The sequence below is a fragment of the Halobellus rarus genome (assembly GCF_024494595.1).
Classification (GTDB): Archaea; Halobacteriota; Halobacteria; order Halobacteriales; family Haloferacaceae; genus Haloquadratum; species Haloquadratum rarum.
Genome location: NZ_JANHDI010000007.1, coordinates 134,557 through 148,570 on the forward strand (window position 1 = coordinate 134,557; position 14,014 = coordinate 148,570).

Consider the following 14,014-nt stretch of genomic DNA (forward strand, 5'->3'; position numbering starts at 1 on the left):
GGACGTTGAGTCGACGAGGGCGATGGAATAGGTTACGATGCCACTCGCGGAGCGAGGACGAACAGCCCAGCCGAGAGAACGCTGATCAGCGCCATCCCGAGGAAGACGGGGACGTATGTCCCGAACGCGTCGAACCAGAGGTTCGCGACGTACGGCCCGAGAGCGCCCGCGAAGGCACTCGAAATAGAGACGACGCCGAACAGCCCGTTCAGATTCCGCGCTCCGAAGAGCTCTGCCATCATCGGCGTCGTCAGTGCACCGAGCCCCGCGTAGCCGAACCCGAACAGCGCGGACGCGGCGAGCACGACTCCCGCGTCGTGGATCAGCGCGATCGGCAGCGTCAGCACCCCGATAGCGACCGCGTTGCCCGCCAGAACGAGTGTCGTCTCCAGCCGGTCGGCGAGATAGCCGGTGACGAACTTCCCGAGTGTGTTCGTCGCGCCGATGACGCTGATGGCGAACACGCCGACCTGGGGGCTGATCCCCACCGACCGGGCAAACTCGACGAAGTTGACCGTCAGCGACAGGGGGACGAGATACACGCCGAGCATCGCCACGAAGAACGCGACGAAGGCCCAGGAGGCGACCGTCGATCGGATCCCGCGCAACTGCTCTCGGGTCGAGGGAGACGTGTAGCCCGCGTTGGACGTTCGGAACTCCGCAGACCTGTCGATATCCAACCGCTCGGGCCGTCCCGCGATCACGGCCGTCGCGGCGAGGAGTGCGACGCCCACCAGCGCCGCGAGCGCGGTGTACGCCAGCTCCCAGCCCAGCGACGCGATCAAGACGCGGGCGAACGGCGGCATCGCCATCATCCCGATGCCCGAACCGGCGGTCGCGATGCCCGTCGCGAGACCGCGTCGGCGCTCGAACCAGAGCACAGGCGTCACGTACGAAATGACCAGTACGATACCGAATCCGGCTCCAACGGCGAGCCCGTAGCACACGAGTACGCCCAGGTAACTGGAGAAGACGCTCGTTCCGAACAGTCCGCCGACGATCAGCACGGACGCCAACGCGAACAGGCGTCGGACGTCGTATCGGTCGAGCGTGAACCCGAACACCGCTGCGCCGACGTACATCGTCACCGACTGGAGGGAGAAAATCAGCGAGGTGTTGGCGTGGGACATCCCGAACGCGTCGACCAGATGACCGAAGAAGACGCTGAAGGTGTACAGGAGTCCGTAGATCAGCAGTCCGCCCAGAAAGCACGAAGCGACGACAAACCACCCGTAGTAGAGGTCCAGTCCGACCAATCGCCGCCGGACGTCGAGAGATTGCTCGAGTCGCGTCGGTCGGGGTCGCGGTTTCGAGTCCACAGTTCCTACGCGAGCGAAAACTCAACTACGTAAAAAATCCCCGGTCCGCGCATCGACCGGGACCAACCGCCCGGGAACGCCGATCGCGTCGCCCGGGTCGTCGTCCCGTTAGCCTTTAGCCGCGCTACGTCGAACCACGCGGTAATGACCGCGCAAGCGCTCTCCCAGCGCGATCTCGCCACCGTCATCGGGCTGGAGGTCCACGTCCAACTCGAGACGGACACGAAGATCTTCTGTGGGTGTTCGACCGAACCGGCCGACGACGAGGAGCCGAACAGCCGGACCTGTCCGGTCTGTCTCGGCCTGCCGGGAGCACTCCCCGTCCTGAACGAGGGGGCCGTCGAGGCGGCCGTGAAAGTGGGGAAAGCGCTCGACGCCGACGTCGCAGAGCACACCCGGTTCCACCGGAAGAACTACTACTACCCCGACCTGCCGAAGAACTTCCAGATCACGCAGTACGACGCGCCGATCTGTGCCGACGGCTCGCTGGAGCTCTCCGTCGAGGGCGAACGCCGCGAGATCGACATCGAGCGCGCGCACCTCGAGGAGGACCCCGGGAGCCTCCAGCACGCCGGCGGCGGCATCGACACCGCCGACTACACGCTCGTCGACTACAACCGAGCCGGCACGCCGCTGATGGAGATCGTCACCGAACCGGACTTCAGAAGCCCCCAGGAGACCCGCGCGTTCCTCGCGAAACTCGAGGAGGTGCTGGAGTACCTCGGCGTCTTCGATTCCACCCGCGACGGCTCGCTCCGCGTCGACGCCAACATCTCGCTCGTCCCGGCCGACGAGGTCGGCGAGGACGGCTCGATCGGTCTCGACGCGCTCGAAGCGGCCAACCGGACGGAAGTGAAGAACATCTCCAGTCACAAGGGCGCAGAGCAGGCGCTGGCGTACGAGGTGACGCGGCAGAAGAACGCCGTCCAGCGGGGTCGCGCGGTCGAACAGGAGACGCGCCACTGGGACGAGTCGCGGGGGATCACCGTCTCGATGCGCTCGAAGGAGGAGGAGAAGGACTATCGCTACTTCCGCGAGGCGGATCTGCCGCCGCTGGAGGTCGCCGACTGGAAGGAGCGCATCGCCATTCCGGAACTCCCCGATGCCCGACGGGAGCGCTTCCGCGAGGAGTACGGCCTCGACGCCGAGTCGGCGTCGAAGCTCACCTCGACGAAGGAGGTCGCGGACTTCTTCGAGGACGTCGCCGAGGCGTTCGACCCCGATCTGGCGGCGACCTGGGTCGCGGACAACCTGCTCGGCGAACTCAACTACCGCGATATGGCCGTCACGGACGTCGACGACCGCCTCGACGAGTTCACGCGCCTGATCGAACTCGTCGCGGAAGGCGAAATCACCACGAAGAACGCCGAGGAGGTCGTTCTCAGGCAGATGCTCGACGAGGGCGACGATCCCGACTCGATCATCGAGGCGGCGGGCCTCGGCACGGCCGACGACGACGAGGTCGCCGTCGCCGTCGAGGAGGCCATCGGGGAGAATCCCGACGCCGTCGAGGACTACCACGCCGGCGAGGGCGGCGCGATCAACTTCCTGGTCGGACAGGTGATGCAGAAGACCGGGGGCAGCGCCGACCCCGGCGACGTGAACGGGATGCTCCGCGAGCGACTCGACGAGTAGGCGGCGACCGCGAGCGGCGCTGCGGCGGCACCGGCGCTTCCAACCCCCTTCTGTCGGTTACCATAATTTTGGAATTACTGCACAATACTAATAGGGAGGAGATCGGATATTCAGACACAGCTATGAGCGAATCACAGATCGAAGCGGACGAGACCGTCGATGCCCGCGGCGCGGCCTGCCCCGGACCGCTGATGGACCTCATCGGTAAGATCCGCGACGTCGACGCCGGCACCGTGGTGCTGCTTCTGAGCGACAACGAGCAGTCGCGCACGGACGTCCCGGAGTGGGCCGAGGAGGCCGGCAACGAACTGCTGGCGGTCGAAGAGCGCGAGGACCACTACGAGTTCTACGTGGAGAAATCATGACCGAGGACATCGTCATCGTCGGCGGCGGCACGGGCGGGACGGTGCTCGCGAACGACCTGGCCGACAGGCTCGAACCGGAACTGGACGCCGGGGACGTCCGGATCACGCTCGTCAACGACGACCCGGACCACGTCTACAAGCCCGTCTGGCTGTACGTCCCGTTCGGCCAGCGCGAGCCCGAGGACGGCCGGCGTCGGCTCCAGAGCCTCGTCGACGACGCCGTCGACGTGCGGATCGACCGCGTCACCGACATCGACACCGACGCCCAGCAACTCCGGTACCACGAGGCCGACGAACCGATCGACTACGACTACCTCGTGCTCGCGACGGGGTCGACGCTCGCGCCCGAAGAGATACCGGGACTTGCGGAGGCGGGGCACGACTACTACAGCGAGGAGGGATCGGAGGCCCTCCGCGAGGAACTCCTCTCGTTCACCGAGGGCGACCTCGTGTTGAGCGTCGTCGGGACGCCGCACATGTGCCCGGCGGCCCCGCTCGAATTCGTCTTTATGGCCGACGACTGGTTCCGCGAGCGCGGCCTCCGCGAGGACGTGGACATCACCTACACCTACCCGATTCAGCGCGTCCACGGCAACCCCCACATCGCCGAGTGGGCCCGGCCGATTATGGAGGAGCGCGACATCGAGATCGAGACGTTCTTCAACGCCGAATCGGTCGATCCCGCCTCGGAGACGATCACGTCGATGGAGGGGACCGACCTCGACTACGACCTCCTCGTGACGATCCCGCCGCACCGCGGCATCGACCTGATCGCGGAGGCCGGCCTCGGCGACAAGGGATGGGTCGAGGTCGACAAACACACCCTGGAGGCCGAGGCCGCCGAGAACGTCTACGCGCTCGGCGACACGGCGGACACCGGCGTCCCGAACGCCGGCAGCGTCGCCCACTACCAGGCCGGCGTCGTCGGACAGCGCCTCGCGAGCGAGATCCGCGGCCGCCCCGCGACGGCGACGTACGACGGGAAGACGCTCTGCTTCATCGAGACCGGGATGGACGCGGCATCGTTCGTCGAGTTCGACTACGAGAACCCGCCGTCGCCGGCGCCGCCGTCCCAGAAGCTCCACTGGTCGAAACTGGCGTACAACGAGTCCTACTGGCTCACCGCACGGGGGTTGCTCTGACGATGTCCGAGGAAGAGCACGCCGACGAGTCGCCGGCGGGAGACGAGACCGGGCACGACCGGTCCGACGGGGCTGACGATGGAGACCCCCCGGCCGACGGCGGCGACGCCCCAGTCGACGGCGGCGACGGCCCGACCGAACTCGCCGGCGACGACCTCGAAGCGGCCATCGCCGAGAACCCCGAGGCCGTCGCGTCGTTCGTCCGCCGCCTCGACGCGGTCAACGAACTCCTCGACGTTCTCGCGCTCGGCGAGAGCGCGCTGGACGACGAGATGGTCCGCTCGCTCGCCGGGACGGGGTCGACGCTCGTGGAGTCCGCAGACGGACTCGCCACCGAGGAGACCGTCGAACTGGCCGCGGCGGTCGGCGACAACGGCGAGGAACTCCAGGGAGCGCTCGAATCCCTGCTCGTCCTCCAGCGGACGGGGACGCTCAAAGAACTGGTCGAGGTCGCCGACGTCCTCTCGCTGCTCACGAGCGCGCTGGACGACGAGATGGTCCGCTCGCTCGCGGGCACGGGATCGGCGCTCGGCGAGGTCGCCCAGACCGCCGGCGACGACGACGTCCGCGACGGGCTCGAAACGCTGCTCTCGGGCGTCGGCGAGGCGGCGAACGAGGAGCCCGAGCGCGTCGGCGCGGTCGGACTGCTCAAGCGGTCGCGGGATCCCGACGTCCAGTACGGGCTCGGGTTCCTGCTCGCGCTGGCGGGCGCGATCGGACAGTCCAGCGCGGACGATCGCTCCTGACCGCCGTCATCCGTAGACCGCCGCTTCGAGATCGAATTTCGTCTCACATTCGCCGCAGTATTTCTCGATGTCGCCCGCTATCACGTCCAAGTCGTTCGAGTAGCAGTAGATGTCCGTGTTCCCGCAGTTCGGACACTCTTCGAGTTCTGGCACCACCATTCGGACCGACACAGACGGTGGTCCGCTATTAGTAATTACGCTCGTCCCGATTGAACGCGTCCCCATCGTAGCATACGAGTTCCGCGCGCACGGGCGCGCTGTCCATCGATTTGTCGGGATCCAGCGCGAAAGGTTTAGGCCCGCCCCCGGCGTATCGCCGCCCAATGAGCCAGGGCCCCGAACTCATCATCACCGAGAAGGACAACGCCGCTCGGCGGATCGCCGACATCCTGAGCGGCGGGTCCGCCGAGGCCGACCGAAAGAACGGCGTGAACGTCTACAAGTGGGGCGGCAAGCGCTGCATCGGCCTCTCCGGGCACGTCGTCGGCGTCGACTTCCCGCCGGAGTACAACGACTGGCGCGACGTCGAACCGGTCGAACTCATCGACGCGCCGATCGACAAGCACCCGACGCAGGAGAACATCGTCTCGGCGCTCCGCCTGCTCGCCCGCCGCGCCGGTCGGGTCGTGATCGCGACCGACTACGACCGCGAGGGCGAACTCATCGGCAAGGAGGCGTACGAACTCGTCCGCGAGGTCAACGAGGACGTCCCGGTCGACCGCGTGCGGTTCTCCTCGATCACCGAAAACGAGGTGACCGAGGCGTTCGCGAACCCCGACGAACTCGACTTCAATCTCGCCGCGGCCGGGGAGACCAGACAGATCATCGACCTCGTGTGGGGCGCGGCGCTGACGCGGTACCTCTCGCTTTCGGCCCGACAGCTCGGCGACGATTTCATCTCCGTGGGACGGGTCCAGGGACCGACGCTGAAACTGATCGTCGACCGCGAGCGCGAGATCGAGGCGTTCGACCCCGAGGACTACTGGGAGCTGTTCGCGGACCTCGAAAAAGCCGCTTCCGAGGACGCGGACGCCGCCTCCTTCGAGGCGCAGTACTTCTACCTCGACGAGGACGGCAACGAGGCCGAGCGCGTCTGGGACGAGGACGACGCCGAACGCGCCTACGAGACGCTCGAATCGTCGTCGACGGCAGATGTCGAATCCGTCCGCCGGCGGACCCGGACGGACGACCCGCCCGCGCCGTTCAACACGACGCAGTTCATCCGCGCCGCGGGATCGCTCGGCTACTCCGCCCAGCGGGCGATGAGCATCGCCGAGGACCTCTACACCGCCGGGTACGTCACCTACCCGCGGACGGACAACACCGTTTACCCCGACGATCTGGAGCCCCGTGACCTGCTGGACGCCTTTTCGGGCACGCGGACGTTCGGCGACGACGCCGACTCGCTGCTCGACCAGGAGGACATCGAGCCGACCGCGGGCGACGAGGAGACGACCGATCACCCGCCGATCCACCCGACGGGGGAACTCCCGAGCCACTCGGACCTCTCCGAGGACGAGTGGGAGGTGTACGAACTCGTCGTCCGGCGGTTCTTCGCGACCGTCGCCGAATCGGCCACCTGGGAACACCTCCGCGTGGTCGCGAGCGTCGCCGGCGACGACGAGGACCTTTCCCTGAAGGCGAACGGCAAACGGCTCGTCGAACCGGGATACCACGCGGTGTACCCCTACTCCAACGCCAGTGAGTCGTTCGTCCCCGACGTCACCGAGGGCGAGGAACTGGCCGTCACCGACACCAGCCTGGACGCCAAGCAGACCCAGCCCCCGCGACGTTACGGACAGTCGCGGCTCATCGAGACGATGGAGTCGATGGGTATCGGCACGAAGGCCACCCGCCACGACGTCATCCAGAAGCTCTACGACCGCGGGTACATCGAGAGCGACCCGCCGCGACCGACCCGCCTCGCCCGCGCGGTCGTCGAGGCCTCCGAGGAGTTCGCCGAGCGCATCGTGAGCGAGGAGATGACGGCGCAGTTAGAACAGGACATGCAGGCGATCACTCGCGGAGACGCCACCCTGGAGGAGGTGACAGACGAGTCCCGGGAGATCCTCGAGGAGGTCTTCGAGGGGCTGATGGAATCGGGAGAAGACGTGGGTGAACACCTCCAGAAGTCGCTGAAGGCCGACAAGACCGTGGGCGAGTGCCCCGAGTGCGGGGGCGATCTCGTGATCAGGAAGAGCCGTCGCGGCTCGTACTTCATCGGCTGTGACGCCTATCCGGACTGCACGTACACGCTGCCGCTGCCGTCGACCGGCAAGCCGCTCCTCTTAGAGGAGACCTGCGAGGAGCACGGCCTCGCGCACGTCAAGATGCTCGCGGGCCGGAAGACGTTCGTCCACGGTTGCCCGCTCTGCAAGGCCGAGGAGGCCGACGAGCAGGAGGACCTCGTGATCGGGCCGTGTCCCGACTGTCACGAGGAACACGGCGGGGAACTCGCCATCAAGCGCCTCCGGTCCGGCTCGCGGCTCGTCGGCTGTACCCGCTACCCCGACTGCGAGTACTCGCTGCCGCTGCCGCGCCGCGGCGACATCGAGGTGACAGAGGAGACCTGCGAGGAACACGACCTCCCGGAGCTGCGGATCGTCTACGACGACGAGGATCGCGAGCCGTGGGACCTGGGCTGCCCGATCTGCAACTACCGCGAGTACCAGGCCGAGCAGAGCGAGAGCGGCTCTGATTTAGAGAGCGTCAGCGGCATCGGCGAGAAGACCGCGGAGAAACTGAAGGACGCCGGCGTCGAGAACGTCGAGTCACTGAAGGAGGCCGAGCCCGACGCCGTCGCCGATCAGGTCGACGGCGTCGGTCCCGACACCGTCCGCGAGTGGCAGGCGAAGGCCGACTGACGTCGACCCCGTCTTCGGGCTCAGTTACAGGTGACCGAACGCTCGAAAGTCACGGCCACGCCGTCGCCGGACGCTTCGATCCTGATCGAGGCTCCGCAGGGGGCGGACGAAAACGTGTGTGTCGCGCGCTCGCCGGGAGCCAGCGGCGCGAGATCGGCCGACGCGGTGCCGACGGTGATCTCGACCGTCGCGAGTTCTGTCCCCGCCGGGAACTGATTGACCACCGTCACGTCCACGGACGCCGTCTCGTCTCCGTCGTCCCCCTGCGTCTCGTTCGCCGTCGCGTTTCCGTTATTCTCCGGGGTCTCGTTCGCCGTCGCGTTTCCGTCGTCCCCCTGCGTCTCGTTCACGGTCTCGTTTCCGCCGTCGCGCCGTGTCACGCTCACGTTCACCGTCGCGTTTCCGTCGCTCTGCACCGTCTTCTCGAAGCCGACGTACGCGTCGCGGTCGTCGGCGACTCCGATGTCGACGCCTCGTTCGGCCGCCGTCGCACTGAACGCGCCGCTGCTCGTCACGAGCGCTGTCGCGGTGAGGAGGGCGACGACGAGCAATACGTGTCGTCGCCGAATCATCACTCCTCGACCTCCGGCGGCCGGTTTCTCGCGCCGAGTCGCATCCGGCAGTAGTTGTCGTAGACGTGCCCCGCCGAAGACACCGACAGCGCCGTCACGACGAAGACGCCGTAGTGCAGCGGCGACACCAGCGAAAAGGGGTACAGGCCGGCCCAGATCCCGAGCAGGCAGACGACGCTCACCGCGGAGAGCCCGAGGTAGTAGACGCCCCACGGGATGTCCCGGCCGGTGAGCGAGTCGACGTAGAAGTTGGCGTCCGAGGCCGCCTCCGTGAGTTCGATGACGCCGCGCTGGGAGTCGTACTCGACGAACCCGTACTCGTCCATCTTCGGCAGGTGGAACTGCCGGAGGGCGTTCCGCACCCGCTTTCGCTCCCGGTGGGTGAGCGCGTCGATCTCCTTTCCGTTCTCCCAACTCGCGACCCAGTCGCTGAGTTCTGAGACCGCGACGGGCTCCCCGTTCCGTCGCTTGAGGTAGTGAATCGCGTAGCGACGACGCTGATTGCTGAGCACCTCTAGGACGTCGTCTCTGGTGAAGTTCGGTTCCCGTTTCGACGACAGCTCGGCGTCGCTGTCGACTGTGTTACTGATCTCCGTCTGTGCCTCAGCCATACACCGTCACCCCCACACACATTCCGTCAGTAGAGTCAATTGTATATCACTTTAGTATGGAGACTAGAAACCACGGCAAAGGGACTCTACCACCGGTCGATAGATCAGTAACTCATCTGACTTATTATTCGAATGTTTCCGCGGCCATCGTCGAAAAGCGGCCTCTCCCCCGGATTAATTGTGTAGTAAATACTGTATTCTGCATTTCACTAACCCGCGCGTTCGGTACACGAGCGTTAAGCCGACGAAAAGTGACTCGGATCTTCGATAAAGGTCCTTTTCTCGTATCCCATAGAGCCTATTCCGACTCTACAGACACTCTCTCCCGGTTTCGCTGGCGGTATATTCCAAAGAGGGTCCCGCCTTTCTAGTGGAATACGCGCCGCGGACGGCGACGACGGATCGGTGCCGGAAGTCGTCGACGCCCGTGAACGGGCGCGTGACAACGAGGTAGCAAACCAATGCAACGACGCAAACTCTTGGTCGGAATGGGATCGCTCGTCGCCGGTGGGGCGGCTGCAATGGGTACTGGTGCGTTTGCGAGTGTTGAGGCAACCCGATCTGTTAATGTTAGTGTGGTTGGCGACGAGAGCGCGTATCTGGGCTTAGAGGATACGTCACCGTACGCGAAATTAAGTGGTAAGCAACTAGTGTTGGACTTCGGTGAGAACAACGATGGCGGTGATGGTATTAATGCAGATTCCGTGACGACGTTCGACGGTGTGTTCCGAATGGAAAATAATGGCCCCAATGACTTGGATATAACTATCGACAAATCAGGGTTAGACAACCCGGACAGGTGGCATTTTGTTCCCAAAGAAGTCTACGAGGAGTACAGCGGGAGCTACCCCGAGGACAGCTTCTATCCTAGTTGGGATGACTTCGGAGGATATGACACTACCAACGCAAGTGGAGGGGGTCTTGATTCGGGAGACTCCACACTAGTTGGTGTGGCCATTGATGCACGAGACAGGACTAATTTGCCGGGTGGGGAAATCAGGTTTGCCGTCACTGACGAGGATGGCCCCTACGGGAGCCAATCTTAAACTAGAAAATTAATTAGATATCCTGAGACACGTCCCGATTCGACGTGACGGAACTACTGATCTACCGGCGGAAGTTCTCACACCACCGCCGCTCTTTACCCATTTTCGTTTGAGAACCTGGCCACCCCCCAACGTGGAGAGGGACGAGATTAACGTGAACCGGGATTGACTGGGAAGGCCAGACAGGTGGTCTCGGGACTGATCTCATAACAAAACTGCATACAATCGGATGCTACGCGTCCTCGTGTACTGACTGTCGCAATCGTGAACTACTCCATCGATTTAGATGGCAATCTCCGTCTCGTGCGCCGCCGTGGCCAGCGCCTCCCTCACCCGCTCGACACCCGACAGTTCCGCGGACTCCGCAATATTCTCCATCAGCACCGTCTCCGAGGGGAAGAGGTGATCTCCGAGGATCAGGCCGTGCTCGCGCGCGGTCGACCCCGTCATCGTCAGATAGACGCCGAGGCCGACGTCGGCGATGGCGGCCTCCTCCTCGCGGTCGTCGTCGGGGTAGGCGAAGGTGACGCCCTCCAGCGGCCGCGTGCCGAGGACGGCCTCGACGAGGCGCTCGTACCGCGGCGAGATGCACAGTTCGCCCTCGTAGCCGGCAACGAACTCCCGATCGAGGTCCGTGCCGGGCGGCAGGATCTCCGGTCGGGCCATCAGCGTGTGATACACCGTATCGCCGAGGCCGGAGACGACGCGGACGTCGGTGTTCATCGGATCGATCCGCGCGTTGACGTCCGCGAGGGATCCGACGCCCTCCGGTTCGAGTTCGACGACCTCCTCTAAGACGAGGTCCGCGCTGTCGAAGCCAAGAGCGAACTCGTGGGTGCGGAGCGCGCGGAAGGGCTCCTCGCGGCCGACGAACTGCACCGGCACGCCGTCGATGTCGACCGTGAGGCTGTCGAAGACGATCCGGCGGGGCATCCCCTGTCGGTCGTCGCGCAGCAGGGTGTACTCCGGTTCGTAGTCGTCGTCGAGGTCCGAATAGGTCGCGAGCCGCTGGTAGACGTCCGCCGCGGGGTCGATCTTCCCCTTCGTGATCGCCTTCTCGTGGCGGAGCGTCGAGATGACCTCGTCGGCGACGGCTGCGATATCGTCGGCTTCGTCCGCTTCGTCGGCGTGCGGCCGGGAGCCTGCCGGATGCGAATCGGCGACGTCGGCGACGCGTTCGAGAACGGCTTCGAGCGGTCGGCCCTTGCGCGGGACGGCGACGCGAATCGCCTCCGTCTCAGTCATTGTCGAATCCACGCGGCGGCAGGCTAAACCGGTTCCGCTTCGGTACCGACTCCGGTTCCGAGCGGCCCGGGGGTGGTCGATCGATTCTCGCTGCCGGACCGGGGCGGTTTCACCTGCAACGACGGGTTCCTACTCGCCCGGACCGAACGCGCTGTTGAGGCGGTCGCGGAACTGCTGGAGTTCCTCGATCTCGCGCTCGATCGAACCGATCCGATCGAGTTCGCTCGACAGCGCCGACACCTCCGCGCGGAGGTCGTCGAGTTCGGCTTCGAGCGACTCGCGGGTCTCGACGACGTCGCCGTCGATCGCCGCGATGTCCTCGCGGACGTCGCCCATCTCCTCGTCGAGTCGGGAGACGTGCGCGCCCGTCTCGTCGATGTCGGAGGCGACGTTCTCGACCTCCCCGGCCACGTCGTCGACGTCGGCCGCGACGTCGTCCACGTCGGCGGAGACGTCCCGGACCGCGGAGTCGACACCGTCGACGCGGTCGGTCGTCCGATCGAGCCGCTCTTCGATCCCGTCGGCCCGGTCGTGAAGTTCGTCGACGCCGGCCGCGGCGTCCTCGGCGTCCTCGGCGACGTCCGCCAGCTGCCCGGCGACCTCGCCGAGGCGCTCGTCGAGGGCGTCGACGTCCGCGTCGACCCCCTCGACCGACCCGCGGATCGCCGCGCGCTCGTCGTCGGCCGCGGCGACCGACGCCCGCAGGTCGTCGAGTTCCTCGTTGATCTCGGTCAGTTCGGCGTCGAGCCGTTCGACGAGTTCCGCGCCGGTCCCCTCCTCGTCGATGAACTCCGCGATGGCATCGGCGTAGGCATTGAGATCCTCCATCTGCGCCTGTACGCGCCGGATCCGGACGTCCGCGCTCCGGGGGAGCCCCGCGTCGAGTTCCCCACGGAGGGTTTCGAGGTCGGATTCGGAGACCTCACCGGCGCGAATCTCCGACGCGAGCGTCGCCGCGAGTCCGCCCTCGGCGGGGGTTGTCGTCCCGTGGGCGGTTTCGGTCTCCTCCTCAGCGGGCTCGGCTTCCCCTTGGACGGCCTCGGTCACCTCCTCAGCGGCCTGATCGGCAGATGCTCCGGGCGCGTCGACGTGCTCTTCGACCGCTCCGTCGTCGACGGCTTCCCCTTCCTCCGCTGCGTCCTCCTCGGCCGCTTCGGCCTCCACTGCGTCTGTCTCCGGCTCCGTGTCGTCGTCGCTCACCTCCCCAGCGGAAGGGCCCTCTTCGACGCCGCCTTCGGTTGTGGGGTCGTCTTCGGGACTCACGGCCGTGATTCTGTCGTCGTCGCGCTTCCGCGCCGCGGGTGGCAGGTCCGTGCCGACTGCTCGCGGACCGGAATCGGCGCTGGCGACGGATGCTTCCGGGTCGTCGGCGACGGGCGTCGGTTCGTCTGCGGATTCGTCTTCGTCAGTCGGCGGCTCGTCCTCGACGGGTACCGTCCCGTCGGCCGGCGGCTCGTCTTCGACGTGCCCTCCCTCGCTCCCCGGCGATTCGCTCTCTACGACGCCCGGTCCGTCGTCCGAAACCGGTGGTTCCGGTTCCGGTTCCGGTTCCGGTTCGACCTCGGACTCGACCGCGAGGCGGCCGTTCCCCTGGAGCGCGTCTCGGACGAGTTGGCTTCGGTCCGTGCCCAGGATGTCTTCGACGTCCCGAGGCGGCTCCTCGCTCTGTCTCTCTTCGGGCGCGGGCGGTCGTTCGAGGATCGGTTCGCCGAGGAACCCTTCCACGTCGGACGCCTGTTCGAGCCGGATCCCGTACACCGTCGTCGTCTCCTCGCCGGGGTCGAGCGTCCGCTCGTACTCGACGCGGTGGTCCTTGTACGCCGTCCAGTTGTCGCTCTCGTAGTCCGGGTGGAACCCGACGCCCTCCATCGGGAAGTCCTCGGGGATCTGATCCACGAGGCGGATGTGCACCGGGTCGTCGCTCTCGGCGGAGAGCCGGAACTTGATCGCGGGGACGGGAAACTCGTCCTCGGCGAACGACTTCTCGACGCTCACCTCGTCGTCTGATACGGATGTCGTCCGGTCGGCGTCGGATTCGTGGCTCATAGACCACCTTACCGAAACTGTTCACATAAATCACCCGGGCAAAATACCGCTCCTGATAGCGATGTCGACGCGTCGGTTCGGATCTCCGGCGGCGAAAGGTTGAATCGGTTGACAAACGAACCGCCGTGACGATGCCCCGAGACGACGAGCGACCCAACAATCCGCTCTCTCCGTACTATCCGTCGGAGGTCCCCGACGTCCCGGGGAACGGTCGAACCTGGTTCGCCGTCTTCCTCGCCGCGATGCTCCTCCTCGGAGCGGTATACGGGTTCGTCGCGACGGTACTCTGAGGCGGACCGTTCTACCCCCGTCGCGACCCGGTCTCACCGGGAGCGAAAGTCACAGTCAGAACACATTTTTTCAGGTTATTCCCGGAATAATTTCTCTGATAATCGGGGAGAAGTCTTTTTCCGTGAGGCCACC

The 14,014-nt window shown here is 65.7% G+C and carries 13 protein-coding genes; 7 read left to right on the top strand and 6 right to left on the bottom strand.

Features of this window, described 5'->3' with window-relative positions:
• Positions 1 to 32 precede the first annotated feature (32 nt).
• Positions 33 to 1,319, bottom strand: a complete 1,287-nt coding sequence (locus NO876_RS08925; RefSeq protein ID WP_256421335.1) for an MFS transporter — start codon at positions 1,317 to 1,319, stop codon at positions 33 to 35.
• 144 nt (positions 1,320 to 1,463) lie between these two features.
• On the opposite strand from NO876_RS08925, the gene gatB reads away from it, so the two are divergent.
• The 4 genes from gatB (at position 1,464) to NO876_RS08945 (ending at position 5,207) form a co-directional block, all read left to right on the top strand.
• Positions 1,464 to 2,954, top strand: coding sequence for an Asp-tRNA(Asn)/Glu-tRNA(Gln) amidotransferase subunit GatB (gene gatB, locus NO876_RS08930; RefSeq protein ID WP_256421336.1), 1,491 nt, complete (start codon positions 1,464 to 1,466; stop codon positions 2,952 to 2,954).
• Positions 2,955 to 3,076: 122 nt separating this feature from the next.
• The gene (locus tag NO876_RS08935; RefSeq protein WP_256421337.1) at positions 3,077 to 3,319 is read left to right on the top strand and encodes a sulfurtransferase TusA family protein; all 243 of its coding nucleotides are present in this window, start codon (positions 3,077 to 3,079) and stop codon (positions 3,317 to 3,319) included.
• Complete coding sequence (locus NO876_RS08940) at positions 3,316 to 4,461, top strand: NAD(P)/FAD-dependent oxidoreductase (protein ID WP_256421338.1); 1,146 nt, start codon at positions 3,316 to 3,318, stop codon at positions 4,459 to 4,461. The genes NO876_RS08935 and NO876_RS08940 overlap by 4 nt, the downstream gene beginning before the upstream one ends.
• A gap of 2 nt (positions 4,462 to 4,463) precedes the next feature.
• On the top strand, positions 4,464 to 5,207 hold the full coding sequence (locus NO876_RS08945) for a helical membrane plugin domain-containing protein (RefSeq protein WP_256421339.1): 744 nt from the start codon (positions 4,464 to 4,466) through the stop codon (positions 5,205 to 5,207).
• A gap of 6 nt (positions 5,208 to 5,213) precedes the next feature.
• Here NO876_RS08945 and NO876_RS08950 read toward each other — a convergent pair whose 3' ends face one another.
• Complete coding sequence (locus NO876_RS08950) at positions 5,214 to 5,366, bottom strand: hypothetical protein (RefSeq protein WP_256421340.1); 153 nt, start codon at positions 5,364 to 5,366, stop codon at positions 5,214 to 5,216.
• A 164-nt stretch (positions 5,367 to 5,530) separates the two neighbouring features.
• On the opposite strand from NO876_RS08950, the gene NO876_RS08955 reads away from it, so the two are divergent.
• Complete coding sequence (locus NO876_RS08955; protein ID WP_256421341.1) at positions 5,531 to 8,071, top strand: DNA topoisomerase I; 2,541 nt, start codon at positions 5,531 to 5,533, stop codon at positions 8,069 to 8,071.
• A gap of 20 nt (positions 8,072 to 8,091) precedes the next feature.
• Here NO876_RS08955 and NO876_RS08960 read toward each other — a convergent pair whose 3' ends face one another.
• Positions 8,092 to 8,643: a hypothetical protein gene (locus tag NO876_RS08960; protein WP_256421342.1), complete on the bottom strand. Its 552-nt coding sequence runs from the start codon at positions 8,641 to 8,643 to the stop codon at positions 8,092 to 8,094.
• Positions 8,643 to 9,254 carry a DUF7344 domain-containing protein gene (locus NO876_RS08965; protein ID WP_256421343.1) on the bottom strand — a complete coding sequence of 204 codons (612 nt, stop codon included), beginning with the start codon at positions 9,252 to 9,254 and terminating at the stop codon, positions 8,643 to 8,645. The genes NO876_RS08960 and NO876_RS08965 overlap by 1 nt, the downstream gene beginning before the upstream one ends.
• A 461-nt stretch (positions 9,255 to 9,715) precedes the next feature.
• On the opposite strand from NO876_RS08965, the gene NO876_RS08970 reads away from it, so the two are divergent.
• Positions 9,716 to 10,300, top strand: a complete 585-nt coding sequence (locus NO876_RS08970; protein WP_256421344.1) for a DUF1102 domain-containing protein — start codon at positions 9,716 to 9,718, stop codon at positions 10,298 to 10,300.
• A 282-nt stretch (positions 10,301 to 10,582) separates the two neighbouring features.
• On the opposite strand, the gene NO876_RS08975 is transcribed toward NO876_RS08970, so the two are convergent.
• Positions 10,583 to 11,545, bottom strand: coding sequence for a phosphoribosyltransferase HisG-related protein (locus NO876_RS08975; protein ID WP_256421345.1), 963 nt, complete (start codon positions 11,543 to 11,545; stop codon positions 10,583 to 10,585).
• A gap of 129 nt (positions 11,546 to 11,674) precedes the next feature.
• Positions 11,675 to 13,591 (bottom strand): coiled-coil domain-containing protein, encoded by a 1,917-nt coding sequence (locus NO876_RS08980; RefSeq protein WP_256421346.1) that lies wholly within the window; start codon positions 13,589 to 13,591, stop codon positions 11,675 to 11,677.
• A 131-nt stretch (positions 13,592 to 13,722) separates the two neighbouring features.
• Here NO876_RS08980 and NO876_RS08985 point away from each other — a divergent pair, with 131 nt between their 5' ends.
• Positions 13,723 to 13,881 (top strand): hypothetical protein, encoded by a 159-nt coding sequence (locus NO876_RS08985; protein ID WP_256421347.1) that lies wholly within the window; start codon positions 13,723 to 13,725, stop codon positions 13,879 to 13,881.
• Positions 13,882 to 14,014 lie beyond the last annotated feature (133 nt).